Below are 17086 nucleotides of genomic sequence, written 5' to 3' on the forward strand. Positions count from 1 at the left end.
CCCACCAATGGTTCCTTCGCTGACAATTTCGTCAGCACCAATTTTATCGCGGGGTGGAGCAGCCCGGTAGCTCGTCAGGCTCATAACCTGAAGGCCGCAGGTTCAAATCCTGCCCCCGCACCCAAAATCCTCAAATAAAACAATAAGTTAAAAAATAGCCCCATCATCAAATTGGGGCTTTTTTGCGTTAAAATCGCTAGCACATAATTAGCACACTTTTGACAATCCACAAAAACCTGATAGACTCTGTGCAATTTCAACTCCTTTAAGGGTTATGTGAAGGATTTTTGGCATGTCAAATCATGAAATTTTGGGTGGAAGGGTGCAGCTATTTCAGCGCCCAAATAGCAAATATTGGCAGTGCTCTTGTTCGGTAGGTGGGCAACAATATCGAATAAGCACTAAGGAAGAGCGTCTGGCGTCTGCCAAATCCTTTGCTGAGGATTGGTTTTTAGGACTACTTGGTGCTGAGCGCACTGGCGAACTTGTTAAGAAAGATGCACCGCGTGAAATTACATTCGCCGATGTCGCGGAGCAATTCATGCTTGAATATGAGACTATCACAGAAGGCGAAAGAAGTAGGAAATGGGTTGAAGGCTATGAGATTAGATTGCGGCTTCATTTATTGCCATATTTTGGTGATATGCCAATTTCGCAGATTACAGAAGGTCGTGTGCAAGATTATAGGGTATATCGTGCCACTCAAGCTGGGCGGCAGCCAAAGAATGCCCCCAAAGGCTATATTAAGCCACCGTCACGTTCAACAATACATGATGAGATAGTTGCCTTGCGCCAAGTGCTTAAAACGGCTGCAAGACATGGTTGGGTTAAACATGTTCCGAATTTAACGCCACCTTATAAATCACAAGGCAAGATAGTTCATCGGGCATGGTTTAGTCCTAATGAGTATAAAGAATTATATCGGGCAACCCGTGAGCATGCCAAAACCATTTCGCCACGTTATAAATGGAATGCCGAACAATTACATGATTTCGTACTATTTATGGGTAATACTGGTCTTCGTCCAGATGAAGTAAAATTATTGCAACACCGCGATGTTGCAATTGTTAAAGATGGTGCAACTGGGGAGCGCATCCTTGAAATAGAGGTACGTGGTAAACGTGGTGTTGGTTATTGCAAATCCATGCCTGGGGCGGTTCGCGTGTATGAGCGAATGTTGGCACGGCCAATGCCGCAGCCACAAGCTCGCTTACGAAAAGGAGAAGAGCCATCACCAGCAATTCTACCAAAGCGTACAGATTTATTATTCCCTGGTAGCAATCTCAAAATGTTCAATCAGGTCCTAGATAAGGCAGGGCTTAAATATGACCGTGATGGTCAACCACGCACATCATATAGTTTACGTCATACCTATATCTGCCTTCGTCTTATGGAAGGTGCAGATATTTATCAAATCGCCAAGAACTGTCGCACATCAGTTGAGATGATAGAGAAGTTTTACGCAGCCCACATCAAGAATACCCTTGATGCCAGAGCAATCAATGTCCGCAGGTCAGCCCAATCGCGTGATAAATATGAAAATCACGATGAAGATGATGAATACTAGGTTACAGAACTGAAACCATTCGGAAATCCCTATTTTGCAAGTCTAAAAGTTGAACCACTTTTATGCAAAATCCCAAGCAAATTGCCCGCCAATTTAGCGACCGCCTTTACGGCATAAATCTACCAATCAGCTAAGCCTAGCGGCACTTCGTTATTCGGCGGCTCTCTCTCTCTTAAGCATATACAAGCAATAATACCTGCCAGTAATCTCTCCAAGCCATTGTGGCTCTTCAATCAGAACGGATAGTTATTCATGGGAACTTGTTGCCTTGCAGCTCATTCAAGCATCTCGCGCGCTCAGCCTATAATGAATACCAGCCGCAAATTAATCTTATTGCCACTTTGAAATGTAGCGAGTGTATCGCTCGGGCGGGTTAAGGTGCCAAAGTTATTAGTGAATATTCGTCGTATCAATAAGCAATGAATGGGGGTAGCTTTTGCGTTCAAGCAAATAATCTTCCCAAACTTCTCCAATCTCAGCCATCGAATAAGCTAGCTGAATATGGCGACCTTCGCATCAGCCACTCACTAATGCCTTCAAGCATAAACTCTGCTCGCAAGCTCGTGCGTTGAAGGCGTGAGTTGCCGCTGCCCTTTGTCTTCATCAGTCGCGCAATCATGCGGGCTGAAGATAAGGAGACTTAAAATGGGACTAGATATGTATGCCGTTTCAATCGCAAAAGACGATAATCGTCCAGCAACTGATTTCAAATTAGACGAAGATAAATACAGTGACCTTCACTATTGGCGCAAACACCCAAATCTTCACGGCTGGATGCAAGACCTCTATTTCCAAAATGGCGGAGAAAACGAAGATTTCAATGTCGCGACGGTTTTACTTACCGAGCAAGACATTAATCGGCTTGAAGAAGATATTAAGGCAAAAGACCTTCCCGAAACTTCTGGTTTCTTCTTTGGTGAAACCACTGGCGAAGAGCTTGAAGACGACCTCGAATTTATCGCCAAAGCACGGGAAGCGCTCGCCCAAGGTCGGCAAGTCGCTTATTACGCTTGGTGGTGACACTTAACGATACGCGGCTTGGTTCAAATCAAGCCGCATTCTGTAAATCCTCATTATTTCGGAGAGCGTTATGAATAAGCCTTTTGAAAAATACGAAACTTATCCAATTATATGGCAAAATATCCAAATTGAAATTCGTTACTGCGATTATGTTGCCAAAGTCGATGAGCAAACTACAATTGTTCATTTAGAAATTATGAGCAAAACTCGCGAGCCATTGCCAATTACCGAAACTGGCTATAAATCTTATTTCACAGCAAAATGCCTTATTGAAGAATTCGGCGGACCGGTTGAATATGCCAAAATGTGGCTTGATGGTGAAGCCAAGGATAATATCGCTTGGCAAAATCATATTTCCAGATCGTGTCAATTGTCACTATTTTGAGGGGCAATTGGCCTAACAGAAATAACTTTATACTGGAATAGGAACAGGTAAGCTGATTTTTGCCTTAACGGGTGTATAAATATCAACATCATTTTCTGGCGTAGAAATTGAAACAATAAGCGAATATCTAGTTGAATTATTGTATTTTTTTAGATTGTGCCGCTCTCTCCACCAACCCACGACTGGGTAAACAGAAATTAGATTTGAACTCGCCAGCTCCGCTGCTGTTCCTCTCCATATATCGGAGTGAACCGAGCCCTTGTTTCTTTGTTGAGCACCAATAGTCCAATGACTACTTGCTGACGAACTTGTAACTTTTTCATCGTCGTCTTCGCGAGATTGCTTATTAATTCTTTTTAGAAATGTAGATTTATCCTCGCCAGGCGCACATACGTCAAATCGCAATGCATGTGATTGATAACGATACCTATCCTTCCAACCAATTTCACCTGGTGCAGGTTCAATAAAATAGCTGAGAGTTATTCGCATTTCAACATTTGCTTCACCAAGAGTTTCTAAAATTTCGGTTGGCCAAGGAAGATCGTAGAAATGCATTTCATTTGTTTTGTAAGTGCTACCATCCTTTTTGAAAGGAGTTATCTCGGCTTCGTTTACCAAAGTGAGACTGTTCGTTGCGCAATACGCCGCCATTTCAAAGTTTGGTACACCGTAACCGCAAACCCGAAGCAATTTACCAAATTCAGATTTATTATTGTTGGTGCCAATAATTTGGCTTTTAAGTGCATTGGGCCATTCCGCAGAATGTATTACTAATGCTCTAACAGTCTCTGGCCAGTATAATGGATAAGCACACATGATTTTTGCGGCAAAATTAGCAGCTAATGCAACTGATGCGCTCGTCATGCTGAAGTCGCTAAATTGTCGTGAATTGAAGTCAAAGTGTGTCGAAATTAATGATAAATCATCCATTGTCGTACAAAAATTTGTACTTTTTTCTATACCTGCATTCCCACCCTCAAACACGACTTCCGGTTTTATTGGCCATTTAGTCTCCCAAGTTAAAGACGTAGTAGTAAAAGGCGATATTTGTCCTTTGCCAGCTATCGGTGTGTATCCAGAATATGTTGAATCGGAAATATGGTCATATTCAGTATAAGAACCAACTGTGACAGCGTTCCACGATTGTGCTGGGTCATGTACAGAATCTGTAAGTAGTGAATCTGGGTAAGGAATGTAATTTTCCGATGAATCAAAATTGCCGGACGCAATAAAAACCAAGCGCTGGGAATTTTCGACTTCGCCAAAAGACATTTGGTCTATTGCAGCGCTCCAGGATGTCGGACGCCCTCTGTCTCTAGTATCAGAAGAAGTTGCAGGCAGACAAGTGATACGGTTTCTTTCAGGCGCGCTAATTTCGGCGATGTTTACCGCTTGTTGGGTTATGTATCCCCACAGTTCAGCAGGGTTGCTTCCCTTGGGCGGAAATATTTTGATAGATTCCAAAGCATGATTAACTGATAAATGGTCCAGCGTTTCAAGTTTTTCTTTTAAATCACCATAGGCTAAAAGCCCTGCCATAGAGGTCCCGTGACCATGCGGATGTCCATCCGAGGTTCCCCAACTAGTGGAAATTGTGTTGCAGTCGTTTATAGAAAGAACTTTTTGAAGTAATGGGTGTCCATTATTAACGCCATGATCCAACAAGCAGATGGAGACATTATTAGTGTTACTAAATGTTGTGCGAGTGAGTAAATCTTTCGCCCAGTCCGATTGATCAGATGGCTTCATAGACAGTATAAAGTCCGCTGTAGTCTTCGCTTTTCTATATTCCGCTATAAATGCAAAGTTTCTTGTTAATTCGCTAAGTTGCTCCCTATTAGCTTTTATTACTTTCACCGCTCGCTCAGGGAAATTTAAAATTCCTGCTTTTGCTTCAATTTTTTTTGATTGAATATAATGCTCAAATTCCCCAATTACTTCGACATTTTCTTTGCGCAGCCAAATTTCGCACCATTCTGCATCAGCTGCTGGGATAAGGCTTCTATCGTCTGTCCAAAATGAGTCTACGCTTAGAGCGTTTCGAAGTTCTTCTATACTTTCAATAAGAGGCTTATTTTTTGGCTTCTCGGCTTTAGTATTTTTGGTCAAATAATCGTTGATTTTTGACTCAAATACTTTTTCCATTCCGTTTGGAACGAAAACAGTGGCAAATTGTGTGCTATGGCGGGTTCCATCGTCTTTGACGATCCCTGCCTCCCTTACATTGCAAAGCCTTACACTATACCTGGCATCTTCCAGGCTTTTGACGACTAGGTTGAAATCAGTGCTACTTTCGAACTCGAGATATGTACCAGCGCGGGTTGAATGCACTGCAACCTTTTCTGTATTTGCAGTCGCCCATGCGTCTCGCAAATAATTTTGAATTCGTTCACCATGAGAAATTCGATTTCTTGACGGAATTTCAAACCCGCTTCCACCTGAGCTTACAGATGTGAAACCAAGTACTTCGGGATTAAATTCATTTTTAATATGCGGCAATTCTCGTTTCATAAGACGCTTTATTACCCTACGTGCTGATAATTACGATTTTCCACTTTAGAAATAAAATCAGCTGCAGTAATTTTTGACTTGTCTGTTAAGATTGCAGATTTAATTGCATCATTACACGACATAACTATTTCAGCTTGACTTAGCGATTTGCAGCAAGTTATCACTTTATTCCAATTGAACCTCGAGGGAATAAATAATTCTAACCTATTTCGAATTATTAGTTCAATCTCTTTTTCAGTTGGGTTCTTGTAATATAAAACGTCATCAAATCGTCTAAATAACGCAGAATCCAGAAGTTGAGGGTTGTTGGTTGCCGCAATAAGTAAACTATCTGAAGTGTCTTGTTCAATGAATTGTAAAAAAGTATTTAAGACACGCCGCATTTCGCCGACGTCATTTTCCATTGACCTATTTCCTCCAATAGCATCAAATTCATCAAAGAAATAAACACCCACATTTTCGTACATAAAATCGAAAATTTGCCTTAATTTAGCGCTTGTCTCTCCCATGAATTTTGTAACTAAGCGGTCCACTTGTATAGTGTTAAGTGGAACTCTAAGCTCGTGCGCGAGCACTTTAGCTGTCATGGTTTTTCCAGTGCCCGGTGGACCAATTAATAATATTTTACGTCTGTGCTGGAGTCCGTGAGATTTTAATTTTGCCCTTTGCCGGAATTCATGGATAATCTGGTCAATGCGAGCTTTTAATTCATCGCTCATAACAAGCACTTGCTTTGAAGTGTTGGGGTCTTCAGTTAGCACAAGTCCTTTCAGGTCTCGTGGAAACGAAATAATTCTTGGGCCAGCCTTTTTTCGTTCCATGTCCACTAAATTTCGAATGTCATGGGCGATTGCCGCATGGCCTTGTTTAGCTTCATGCGCAGCAATTTGAAGTGCAATAGTATGAAATCTTTCTGGTTCTTCAGAAAAATGAGAACGTATTAAAGATTTAATTTGTTCTGCCGTCGCCATTATGCACTCACAATTAATTTAGCTCGCTAAAAAGCAAAGCTCTGACTGATTCGAAAATTCATTAATATGATTTAAAAAAAAATGTATTAACGGCATTATACACCTAAATCGGACATATAGAAGCTGTATTGAGGAATTTTTGAAGCGGTTTTAATGTTAATACTTTGTGTCGTGTCCATGGTCTTTTGTTTGTTATGATTAGTTCTTAAATCTAATTTCGGCTTTTAAATAATGTAGAACCTCAAGCGAAAATTGCTCAATTGGAGCTGTAAATCTATTCTCTTTCCGAAATTTTTGCCGAATTAAACGCGGTTATGAATTTTGCGGCATCGCCGCCAATTGCGTCAATAATGTCCAGCAATTCAATAACATCTAGCCTGCGTTCACCAGTTTCGTATTTGGCAATATAGGATTGTGGCTTTCCAAGTTTCTCCGCAAGTTTGGCTTGTGTTAAGCCAGCATTTAGCCTTGCTTCCCTAATCATATCTTGAAAAATTAATTGTTTGGGATTGTTAAGGCTTTTCATATTTTCCGCTTGATATTTCAAGGGAAGGGGTATAATCCCAATTTAGAATAAACCCATTTTGGGATATTGTTTGAGGTTTAGATGGAAAATCGCGATATTTTTGCAAGTTTTGAATGTTCACTAAATCTCAATGGCGTGGAAATTTCTTTTCAATTACAACAGTTTGTAATTGATGCGCTTATAAAGCAAATGGTTTTACCAGATGGTAAATCGCAAATGTGCGAAACTGCCGATAAAATGGCCGATACATTGCCTTTGTGCCTTAGCCCAGAAAATCGACCAAGTTCCAAAGCCCAAATTGAATTGGCGCAGGCGATTGCCGAAGAATTGAAAATTGATGTTCCAATAGCCGATTTAGTGGTTAAAACTAAATGCGTAAAATTTATAGAGAAGCATTATTATGATTATTGCGACAAGGCTCGAACGGTAAAATTAGTTAGCCGCGCAATATAGCAAATTCCAACCATAATTATCAAACGTATCGAAAATTGACCGCCCGAGAAAAAGGCGTGTTTTGGTGTTTTTTTGGTTATAAGCATTTGGGGAGAATGTTTTGCCATTGAAATTCACAGACTATCAAATCAGCTTCATTTTGGTTTTATAATTTCTGTCGAGTTTGCAAAAGCCTGGGCGATTGGCTCCGATTATTGCTTGCCTCTAATTGCCTTGCTTCATCAATTTGAATAGCGATTGGGGATTGGCGATATATGTCATTTTATCACGATTTGTTGTTTCGAAGTTTTCATAATCATTGCTCGAAAGTTTGCTTGAATGTCCATTACAATTGACGTGTTTGGCAGGTTGGATTTGCTTGTCAACGGGCAAGCCGTTCCCCGATGGTGACAATCAAATTCTAAAAACCTGCCGCAAGTGCCCCGTCAAATGTACAATCAATCCTATCGGAGGCAGTTATGAAAAAAGACTTCTCAATCACACGCAAAATTTGGAATGGCATTAATATCGAAATCCGCTTTGATCGCTATTTTATCCAATTTGATGATGGAAATTGGCAAGCCCGTGTGGAAATCGAAAGCCTAAATCGCGCATCACTTCCAGATTGCAAATGCGGCTATAAAGAAATTATAACCATTGCCAATGAAGTTGATAATTTTGATAGTGTCGAAGAATTTGCCTTCGAATGGCTAAATAATCATTCCCGCCAAAGCCAATTCAAAGTTCAAAACCCATTTCCAAACCATCCCGTCCTTTTTTAAGGGGCGGCATAACATGATTTCATTTCGCTAAAATCTAAATGAAACATTGTAAGGACGCAGAATTTGATACAACACGTGGTGTTCGCAGCGCTCTTAAAGTCCCCCACTAAAAAAATACTTGAAGTGCCTTTTTATAGGAAATGGTGCGTTTTTGAATGCCTGAAATCTAAACTCGCCAAAAAAAGCCATCGCTCGACTATTCATATAATTAAGAAAATGGTCAAAATTTTAGAAGTAAACTTGCTTATTAAATAGTCGAAAATTTAAATTGACATTAAATATCAATAGCATTGTTTAAGCTTGACTTAGTAAAAAAGCTCACCAATCTTGAGTAATATTGTGTGGAGAAATTATTATGAGAATAGAAAAAGCGATCGCAAGCTTAGAACTTATTTCGAATGAAGCAAGAAATTCGGAAGTTATTGAAAGATTAAAATTGCTCGGAACCGTTCAATACATTTGTTCAAAATTGAGAGTCAAGGGAACAAGTTCTGATGGATCTGGGAATTCAGTTGAAAACGAGATAATTTTCAAAAATTTGAGACATTATGAATCTTCATTCGAAGCTATTTGTGAATTGTCGGATAGAAATGGCACAGATTTGGAAAAACACTTTTATTGGCTGAGCGTAGCAGTTTGCAATTTGCAGACGCAGTTAACTTTTGGAAATAGATTAGACGAAAGTGAATAGAAATTAATACTTTCGGAATTGAACAATGCTTATTCATTTTATTGGTAAAATCGAAGAAATTAGCGAAGGGAAGTTGGCTCGCAGAACCGCTTGCGAATGCGGTGACGAACGGACGCATTGGGTCATTTCAGAAGTTGAAAAGGTAAATTGCCCAAAATGCAAATCAACTAAAATTTATAAGCATGGTTTGTCACGATCTTTGGGTGAAATCCCAAAGACTTCTTCGGGTTTTGTAGAAGAATACGATAAAATAATTTTCCCAAATGACGAAGAAATATTAAGGCTGATTCATTATTCTAATTGGCAAAAAATCAAGTTCCTTTCAATGATTGAATTGTTTTTGGAAAGTGACACATTCTGGCTAGAGCAAAACTATGAGGCTTGGGTAAAAGCGGCTGAAAGTTTGCTTTCTGGCCATGTTGCAATAGCCAAACAGATATTAATTGAAATATGTAAAGATAAGCCAGAACCGCCAAGTTCTTTGTCAAAGGAGCGTGTGAATTCAGCCATACCAGCTGTAAATGAATTTAGAAAAAATAATTTCAGAATACCCGAATATGGCACTAACAGATTTATACCGTCAATTTCGGAATTTGATAAACTTAGAAACAAATACCCGAAAATTTCTACACTTGACGACGCCATTTCAGTCTTAGCTGAAATTGTAAATTTCAGCGCTGATGACTTCACATTACGAATTGAAACTGCAAAGTTTCTCGAATTAGCCACCGTGGTCGCCAAAGAATTAATTTTTGCAAAATACTATTGGCATCAAAAATGGCACATTGAAAATGCAATTGCACGTTGCGAATTACCATTTTCAGTTTCAGAAACATCGGTTTTGGTCGAAGCAATTGAATTAGCAAAAAAGCATCTGAAAGAAAACGATTCGCTTAAATTGGAACTGGATATTGATTATACAAAAAATGTCCTAAATGTATTGTTTCAGAGTTTTCCTTGGGCGGAACTTACCTTAATACCCTTATCAATAGAATTAGCGACTCTATCAAAAAGACTAGATGATATTACTTTGAAAATGCACAGAAATGGGCATTCTGTTTCATATCGAAGAAATCTTGGCAATCTGGCTTCCCGCTATCGCGATAAAAATGGGATGATAGTAAATTATTCTAATCAATTGCGAATATGTAAATTTAGAACAATTTATCTATTGTTGAATTCTGGCATCGATTTCCCTAGTTTAGTATTCGGTGCTAGCAATTCTTGTTTGGAATTCCAAGAGAGCCTCAATAGCAATACCGATACAATTGAACTAATGCAAAGCATTCAAAATCATATAATCCCCTCAATTTCCGATAATGTGGTAACTGAACTTCTCGGTGATGAATTTCGAGAAGATGTTTTACTTGGCTGTTTGATCAATTCTATACATGACGCAATAGAAGAAAGTTCCTTTTTACAAATCACTTACAAGGATTCACTGGAAGACAGAAGGATCCGCCCCTTAGCTCTACAACCAACAGGTGATGACTATTTTTTATTCGCGTGGTGTGAGCTTCGACAGAGCTTTAGGAAGTTTAGGATATCGGAGATTGGTAATTTAACTCCTTTGCATGAAAAGTTCGAAAGTGAAAATGGGAGAACATTGGACGATTTCCAGTTATAAAATTGGCTGAATGCGTCCCGTTTCTATTCATTAGGTTTGCATTTTGGATTAATCTTGGTGCGATTTTGATGTCCATTGGGGTCTGGTTGATGGCCGATTGGATCACTCCAAATCTTGGGGCAGGGGCGATTAAAATCGTTCCTTGCAGATTGATTTTTCACCTGAAACTATTGGTCAGTTTATTATTCGGTTTGCATTTCGTTTCCCCCGCATACATCACCCTTTAGCCGAATAGGGGACTAATTCCTCGTGCTTGCATTCATGGGTTTATAACCATCCTCGCGGGATTGGTTCAAGGCTGCACGTTTCCGCGCACATTTTCAATGACGCGCATTTTATCCGAAAACCACAAATGAGCGCGAAAAAGTTGAATACTTTTTCGATTACGCGAATGAATTCGCTACGCCACTTTTCGGAATGCGCTTGCTTGTGCAACTAAGCACGCCTGTTCGCTTCGCTCTGCCTTGAACCACCCGACTTAGCGGCTGGTCTTTTTATTCCCATGAAGCCCGATGGAATGGTCCCGACGGCTTCTTAAATGGAGATGAAAATGACTAAAGAAACTAAAACTACCAAACCTTCTCATCGTCTTTACACCGTTACCGGTGAAGGTGAAGCCGCAAGATGGAACGACATTGGCGTCGCTTGGCCTACCAAAGATGGCAAAGGCTACACACTAAGCCTCAACTCAATGCCGCTTAACGGACGCATCATCATGCGCACCGCAGAAGCCAAATCTTAAGCAAATTAGGGGGCGAAAGCCCCCGCCATTTTCCCAAAAAGGATAGTCGACATGACAACTTTATTTGCACAACCTTATGATTTCACAGCCAACGGCTTCTATTTCCACAACCTTGATGAATATGTCACCAAATCATTCAATCTCAATGGCCCACTTATTGAAGAATATGAAATCCAATTTATCGAGGGAGAAGGCATTGATTATAAGCTATTTGAAGCCCTCAATATCACTCAATGCAATATCGAAGCATATTTCAACGCAGCCCTAAATTGGGATGAAGGTCAAAAGCTCAAAGCCATTATCGCAGTCGGTGAATGCGCTTACAAATTCGACCTATCAAGTGACAATCCCGACGATTTTGACGTTGATATTTATCAATTCGATACAATGCGCGAACTTGCTGAACAATTCGTCGAAGACGGCCTATATGGAACAATTCCACAATCGCTTAAATACTATATCGATTACGACGCAATCGCACGCGACTTATCAATGGACTATTCTGAAATCACAATCGATGGAACCCGCTATATTTACCGATGCGCCTAGGCGCGTCGGTAATCTACCGTCATTTTGCCTTTTTTGCCTTTCGTTGCATACCTTGTTTGTTTGCAACTGCAATTATAAGATGATCTAAATCTGCTAAGTTGAAGTTAGAATTGCGCCAAGTGGTGCCTGCACAATAAATTCTTCATGTACGCCTAATTCATTCAGTGTAAGTCTATGCTTTTCTCTATCGTTTTCGCTAAAATATGACACCCGCCAAATTGCATCTTTAGAGGCACGTTTTCTTATTTCTTCAAGATAAGGCAGGTCAACACCTGACAGAGAATGCCCCAAAATTGAAACGTTGGCAATTTCGCGAGCTTTATCGAAAAAATTGATATTATTTTTGATATTGGTTTTCGCGTTTTTAAATGACAAGGCCCAGTACATGTCTATTTCGTCGTAAACCCATTCAGTGGACTGACTGAACTTATCATTCATATATTCATCCCACAGTTCACGTTTTCCATCCGTAAGATTTTCTGGTGCTGTTTCTAATATTGGTCTGGCTGATGTTGCAGAATGCGGCTTAACAGAGTGTCCGATTTGCAAAGCGGAATTTTCTCCAGCTTTTCCATGTATATAACATATTTGTGAAGCTAGAATTTGATAATAGCGCTCAAGAGTATTGGTATAATTGAAGCTCAAATATAAATCATCTTCATTTTGGGGGAGCGGCAATTTTATATTGTCTTTTAGGATTGGAAATTTAACTTCGTCTTTAATGAATTCATTAAGCGCTTCTGCCAACCCCTTCGAGATTTTTTCAATGTGTCTTTGCGCCTCCCAGCTTGCTTCACCCATTCTGTGAGGGTCTGAATCATCTAAGTATCCATTACATTCTTCGAACACATATTCATGATCAAAATTTGCTAAAGCTGACTCGAATTCACCCCATATTCTGTCAGTAGTATCACATGATAGAGGAAATGATTGACATATAAGCTCAAAAAGTTCTTTCTTATTTGCTTTAATATGTGCTGCAAATGAGTTGTAACTAGTATCAGGTTTGGAACCGTTCAGATGATATAAATCAAATCCGTTGCCAATTATAAAGAGTCTTCTTTTTGGTTTAATATTTGTGGTCATTTTTTTAGTTTGTGACATTGGTATCAAACGCCGAGGTCATACGTTCAATTTCTTTATTTGAAATTCCAAACTTTAATGCGTAGCTTTTCCAGTTCGAAACAATATTTTTCACTTCGCTTATTATATTTTTGGCTTCATCAAGTTTAAGCCCAAAATGCTTCGAAACTTCTAAAGCTATTTCTAAATTACCTTCGGTTTCAACCTCATTTATTGCGGTGCTTAGAACTCTTGGTTTGATATCAAGCGGCACAGGATTCAAGTCATAGGCAGGAGATAATCGCCAGCCATTTTTCTCATATAAAAAGCCATGATTGCGTAAATGGTCATCTGTATTGGCAATCATGATATTGAATACAATGCGCCGCCATAATTGCGCACAATCATCATCGGCCTTTGCGCCATATTGCCTCAATGCATCTGCAATTTCCATGTATGATCGGGTTTGATTGTCTTCCGCACCCAACATACTCATGGCCGATAAGAAAGGAATCCGTTTGCCGTTTTGACGGTCAAATCTTTGCAGGATCAAAACTGATTTTCCGTCTATATTCTCTATACGAAAATCAGGCGTTGGAATTTTTGCGTCACGCGCCATAGTCAGAGCTACAGCCTCCCATGCTGATATATTTATTTCATCATCAGGCTTTGGGAATTTGGCAATCGCAAGACTTCCATCTTTATCAATGATTGAAGCCTTTGGCCTAGCACCGCCCAATGAAGAGCCAGGGGCTAGTAATAACCGCAAATCTTCAGGTGTCTCTTCATCATTGGCAAAGCGGTTAGCTGCATTCAAAAGTTTTGGTATTTCAATTAATGGCGGAATAGGGTTTATACCATCAATCGCAAGATAGGGGCTTCCATTTTCTAGGCTAAATCGTAATGCACCTTGCCTTGCTCTGTCACCAACGCCAAGTAAATAATCAATCTCAAATATAGTTTTAGGCGGTCTATTTTCTTCGCGAGCAGTTCGCCGCTCCATTCTTTGAATAAGAACACGACCCCATCTATCGGGCGCTGAATCCCCAAATGCGCCAAATATGCTTTGATTATTTTGTGTGTGAAATGAACCGCGCCCAATTTGCAACGCTGGTTCAAGTGAAAACCGCTTAGGATTTTCTAACCACTCTTTTGAATATTCAAAAGAAGATGACTCGCGTCCGCGATTTTGCCGTGCCCATAATGTGCCAACAATATGGGTTTGGTCATCAAGATCAATTGAAACGCAAATTTTATGTTCCATTTATTGGTTTTCTCTTATTCGCTTGGGAAGTCGTGCCGAATCCAATTGTAAGCCAACTTCATCATTTTTTATATCGGCAAGTTCTGTCAGCCTGTCTGCGATGCCAAGTATGTATAAAAGTGTGGCATACGTTCCCATTGAGACTGTAGGGTCGCCATTCTCAGCTTTGCCTAAAGTCGTGCGCGTGATAAAGGCTCGTTCTGCCATAGTCGTGGTCGATATACGGCGACGAAGACGCGCATCTTTAATATCGCCCCCTAGCTTTAGAAGGGCACGCTTTACGGGTAACGGTAATGGTGGCGTGGTTCTCATATATACCTCTTTGTCTATTATAATATACACAAAATACTTTAATGTCTATTAAAAAGGGCAAAATATCCGCACTTGTGGGTTTTTAGTCCGCTTTTGCGGATAAATAGTTCATTGTCATGAATTGAAAACTATTATTGGAAATTCGTGCCTTAGTATCAGCAAAATTGATATTGACTAAAATCAGAACCTTGGTAGGTTTGTTATGGTTCGATTTTACCAAACCTGCTGCCTAGTTAAAAAAATCTATAATTTGTATTCGGCAAACAACCTAATTGTTCGTCGGTGAGTAATGGGCAGACCTGACGATTAAATAGGAGGTTTGCTATGAGCAAATTTGTTCTAATTGAAAAGAATATTGAAGATTTAAAATCAATTTTAAAGAAAGATTATCCGCAAGTTAAGTCATCTCATTTGACCGAAGCAATCGCGCGCGGATTAAAATTTGGTTCAAACGCAGCGTTACGAGATTTCCTATCAAATAAGACTACAATCTATAACCGCTTATTCGATTTTAATAAGGACTCATTCAAAAATTGGCTATTTGATAAATCTTACAAAGGAGATTTTGATGTTTCCGAGAGTGTTTTTGAACGCATATTTCTTCCACCCTGGGTTATTAGCAACAAATTAGAAGACCAAAACGCGCACTACTCTTTATGTAAAGATTTACAAATCCCATATATAGTTATTAAGCCCAAACGAAATAAATCTGATATTCATTGGGATTGTATCGGTTTTGACCATAAGCATGATGCGACCATACTTGATAGTAATTTATCTAAAAAAATACTTGAGCTGGGGAACTTATACGGAACAAAGAAAGCTCTTTCCCCGCCGAACTTATTTGTCGGAACGATTAAGTCAGTAGAAAATGATAATATAACATATCTTGCAGGTGAAATTTTCGCAAATATTTGTCTTGCTCTTGAGCAAAATATAGCAAATTAATTCATAAATTGCCGCAATGAAAAGCCTGAAATAAAAAATAAGGAAATAATTGCGGCAATTAATGCCAAATTTCTCGCGTTCTTGGCTTCATTTGCCGCCTTGTTTGCCTCAATAATTTGCGCGGCTAGCAGCCTTGAAGTGCTAGCAATGATTTCCTCTGCGGCTTTGTTTAAGTGCTTGGTCAAATATTCTGCGGCTTGGGTAATAACAATTTCAGCGCATCGGTTAGCTTCGCTTAAATGCAGCGCATTTGCTGAAGCTAGCTGGTCTAAGTGCTTTTCGAAAGCCTTATTAATTGCATTAGAATATTTCGCCAGAGCTTCTTCATTGAGGGTTTGGCCTAAAATTAGTGCATCGGTTTCGAATGCCTTTGGAGCAGTTTTTTTGTCTACATTCTCGACAATTTTCTGCATTTCAGTTTTCCTTTTCAATGCAATTTGTGACGCGAAAACAATGTCCAATTGCTCAAATAACTCCCGTTGAAATTCTTCAAATCTGCGACTTGAAACTTCAGAAAATTCCTCCGATTTAATCGCTTCAGAGAGGGTCATTTTCAGTGTATTTTTCTTAAGTAAATCTGCCTTGAAAAGGTCAGAATTTTGCTCTCGAATTCTGATAATCCCATGAATTTTATCCTTGTTATTTTCATATATTTTGAACCCCTCAAATGGCTTGCCAGCGACTTCAATCGGGCCAAAATTTTCATTCAACCACACCACTATTTTTACCTTAAAAGGTAATTTATTGCACAGCGTGACTAGGCCATTTATGGTGTCATCGAGCCTGTCGCCACCAGCGATGACGGTATGCACGATTATCTCAGTTGTGCTTTCAGCAATTAAATTATCGAACCCATTTTTAACAAAATGTTGCACTAACGGTTCGAAAATATCGCCTCCAGTATCTATGACTAAGTTATTATTATGTGAAATCGCTTCTGCCCAAAACTTGTCAAATGTTGTCGGGTTGAGGTGTCGGTTTGCGTCCAGTATTTCGATAGGCGCAACTTTCAATCCGTCAAATTTAAAAAATGAATTTTTGGATTTGTCCGCGTCAAAGGCGCGAAATTCGTGACCCATTGCCTGAAAATATTCAGCCAAGATTGATGCGATATAGGTTTTCCCTACGTCATTTTTAGCCTGCAAAATGAGGTTTATTGAGTTCATTTTCAACGCTCCTATCAATAGACTTCGTCACGATTTTGCAAAGTTGGGCTATGGAATAAACTTACTTCTTGTCGATTGGGAGTGGGTTCAGAAGTCGCTTCGACGGGCCTTGTTTCCGCAAATTTTTTCTGTGAATGAAGCGGGTTTATCAACTCCAATTCCTTCACATAATAGCAAAATTGGCGATACGAAATTTCGCCATTTGGGAAATATTTTTCGTGAATGTCTTTAAGAAATTCGCAGCCTTCAATCATCGATTTGATGTCAATAAGCCTTGAATAAAACGCTACTCGAGGGCGGATTTTCTGTGCCATTAAATACTCCCGAACTATCTGAATTTGAGTGATTTTCGCGTAATTTTAAATTCATTCAAAATTACGCAATAAACCACCAAATAACGCTGATTTCCGCAATTAACTGCCATAATCAGCAATTACGCAAATAGTTTCAATTATTTGGGGAATCTTGTCGAATTCTTGGGAATTTGTGGCAAATTGTAGGGCAAGATGTGTAATGTAAGCCTACAAATGA

General features: G+C 39.6%; 18 protein-coding genes and 1 tRNA gene. 11 read left to right on the plus strand and 8 right to left on the minus strand.

Going from position 1 to position 17086, the window contains the following annotated elements; translation table 11 throughout:
* The first annotated feature begins 47 nt into the window (after positions 1-47).
* The 4 genes from KXV15_RS11400 (at position 48) to KXV15_RS11415 (ending at position 2972) form a co-directional block, all read left to right on the plus strand.
* Positions 48-124, plus strand: a tRNA-Met gene (locus KXV15_RS11400).
* Positions 125-292: 168 nt separating this feature from the next.
* Positions 293-1567, plus strand: a complete 1275-nt coding sequence (locus KXV15_RS11405; protein WP_240008331.1) for a tyrosine-type recombinase/integrase — start codon at positions 293-295, stop codon at positions 1565-1567.
* A gap of 645 nt (positions 1568-2212) precedes the next feature.
* Positions 2213-2587 carry a hypothetical protein gene (locus KXV15_RS11410; RefSeq protein ID WP_240008332.1) on the plus strand — a complete coding sequence of 125 codons (375 nt, stop codon included), beginning with the start codon at positions 2213-2215 and terminating at the stop codon, positions 2585-2587.
* A gap of 70 nt (positions 2588-2657) precedes the next feature.
* Positions 2658-2972 carry a hypothetical protein gene (locus KXV15_RS11415; RefSeq protein ID WP_240008333.1) on the plus strand — a complete coding sequence of 105 codons (315 nt, stop codon included), beginning with the start codon at positions 2658-2660 and terminating at the stop codon, positions 2970-2972.
* Between the two features lie 27 nt (positions 2973-2999).
* Here the strand turns inward: KXV15_RS11415 and KXV15_RS11420 are convergent, their stop codons facing one another.
* The 3 genes from KXV15_RS11420 to KXV15_RS11430 form a co-directional block, all read right to left on the minus strand.
* Positions 3000-5483, minus strand: coding sequence for a S8 family peptidase (locus tag KXV15_RS11420; protein ID WP_240008334.1), 2484 nt, complete (start codon positions 5481-5483; stop codon positions 3000-3002).
* A gap of 11 nt (positions 5484-5494) precedes the next feature.
* Positions 5495-6454, minus strand: coding sequence for an AAA family ATPase (locus KXV15_RS11425; protein ID WP_240008335.1), 960 nt, complete (start codon positions 6452-6454; stop codon positions 5495-5497).
* Between the two features lie 274 nt (positions 6455-6728).
* A complete protein-coding gene (locus KXV15_RS11430; protein WP_240008336.1) occupies positions 6729-6980 on the minus strand; it encodes a helix-turn-helix domain-containing protein in 252 nt (83 codons plus the stop codon).
* A gap of 81 nt (positions 6981-7061) precedes the next feature.
* On the opposite strand from KXV15_RS11430, the gene KXV15_RS11435 reads away from it, so the two are divergent.
* The 6 genes from KXV15_RS11435 (at position 7062) to KXV15_RS11460 (ending at position 11803) form a co-directional block, all read left to right on the plus strand.
* Positions 7062-7433: a hypothetical protein gene (locus tag KXV15_RS11435; protein ID WP_240008337.1), complete on the plus strand. Its 372-nt coding sequence runs from the start codon at positions 7062-7064 to the stop codon at positions 7431-7433.
* A 458-nt stretch (positions 7434-7891) separates the two neighbouring features.
* Entirely contained in the window at positions 7892-8194 is a 303-nt protein-coding gene (locus KXV15_RS11440) for a hypothetical protein (protein WP_240008338.1), read from the plus strand.
* A gap of 355 nt (positions 8195-8549) precedes the next feature.
* The gene (locus tag KXV15_RS11445; protein ID WP_240008339.1) at positions 8550-8885 is read left to right on the plus strand and encodes a hypothetical protein; all 336 of its coding nucleotides are present in this window, start codon (positions 8550-8552) and stop codon (positions 8883-8885) included.
* A 25-nt stretch (positions 8886-8910) separates the two neighbouring features.
* Positions 8911-10512 carry a helix-turn-helix transcriptional regulator gene (locus KXV15_RS11450; protein WP_240008340.1) on the plus strand — a complete coding sequence of 534 codons (1602 nt, stop codon included), beginning with the start codon at positions 8911-8913 and terminating at the stop codon, positions 10510-10512.
* Between the two features lie 550 nt (positions 10513-11062).
* Entirely contained in the window at positions 11063-11254 is a 192-nt protein-coding gene (locus KXV15_RS11455; RefSeq protein ID WP_240008341.1) for a hypothetical protein, read from the plus strand.
* 51 nt (positions 11255-11305) lie between these two features.
* Positions 11306-11803 (plus strand): antirestriction protein ArdA, encoded by a 498-nt coding sequence (locus KXV15_RS11460; RefSeq protein ID WP_240008342.1) that lies wholly within the window; start codon positions 11306-11308, stop codon positions 11801-11803.
* 93 nt (positions 11804-11896) lie between these two features.
* On the opposite strand, the gene KXV15_RS11465 is transcribed toward KXV15_RS11460, so the two are convergent.
* Genes KXV15_RS11465 through KXV15_RS11475 form a run of 3 tightly spaced genes read right to left on the minus strand, consistent with a single transcriptional unit; the run spans position 11897 to position 14441 of the window.
* Positions 11897-12907, minus strand: a complete 1011-nt coding sequence (locus tag KXV15_RS11465; protein ID WP_240008343.1) for a bacteriophage abortive infection AbiH family protein — start codon at positions 12905-12907, stop codon at positions 11897-11899.
* Positions 12894-14129, minus strand: a complete 1236-nt coding sequence (locus KXV15_RS11470; RefSeq protein WP_240008344.1) for a type II toxin-antitoxin system HipA family toxin — start codon at positions 14127-14129, stop codon at positions 12894-12896. Before KXV15_RS11470 ends, KXV15_RS11465 begins: the two co-directional genes overlap by 14 nt.
* A complete protein-coding gene (locus tag KXV15_RS11475) occupies positions 14130-14441 on the minus strand; it encodes a helix-turn-helix domain-containing protein (RefSeq protein ID WP_240008345.1) in 312 nt (103 codons plus the stop codon).
* Positions 14442-14765: 324 nt separating this feature from the next.
* On the opposite strand from KXV15_RS11475, the gene KXV15_RS11480 reads away from it, so the two are divergent.
* Positions 14766-15389 carry a hypothetical protein gene (locus KXV15_RS11480; protein ID WP_240008346.1) on the plus strand — a complete coding sequence of 208 codons (624 nt, stop codon included), beginning with the start codon at positions 14766-14768 and terminating at the stop codon, positions 15387-15389.
* Here the strand turns inward: KXV15_RS11480 and KXV15_RS11485 are convergent.
* Both KXV15_RS11485 and KXV15_RS11490 read right to left on the minus strand, forming a co-directional pair.
* Positions 15386-16555, minus strand: a complete 1170-nt coding sequence (locus tag KXV15_RS11485) for a P-loop NTPase family protein (protein ID WP_240008347.1) — start codon at positions 16553-16555, stop codon at positions 15386-15388. The genes KXV15_RS11480 and KXV15_RS11485 overlap by 4 nt on opposite strands.
* Before the next feature lie 14 nt (positions 16556-16569).
* Positions 16570-16869: a TraK family protein gene (locus KXV15_RS11490; RefSeq protein WP_240008348.1), complete on the minus strand. Its 300-nt coding sequence runs from the start codon at positions 16867-16869 to the stop codon at positions 16570-16572.
* Positions 16870-17086 lie beyond the last annotated feature (217 nt).

Origin of the sequence: Pseudaquidulcibacter saccharophilus (genome assembly GCF_019455445.1) — a bacterium.
Classification (GTDB): domain Bacteria; phylum Pseudomonadota; class Alphaproteobacteria; order Caulobacterales; family Aquidulcibacteraceae; genus Pseudaquidulcibacter; species Pseudaquidulcibacter saccharophilus.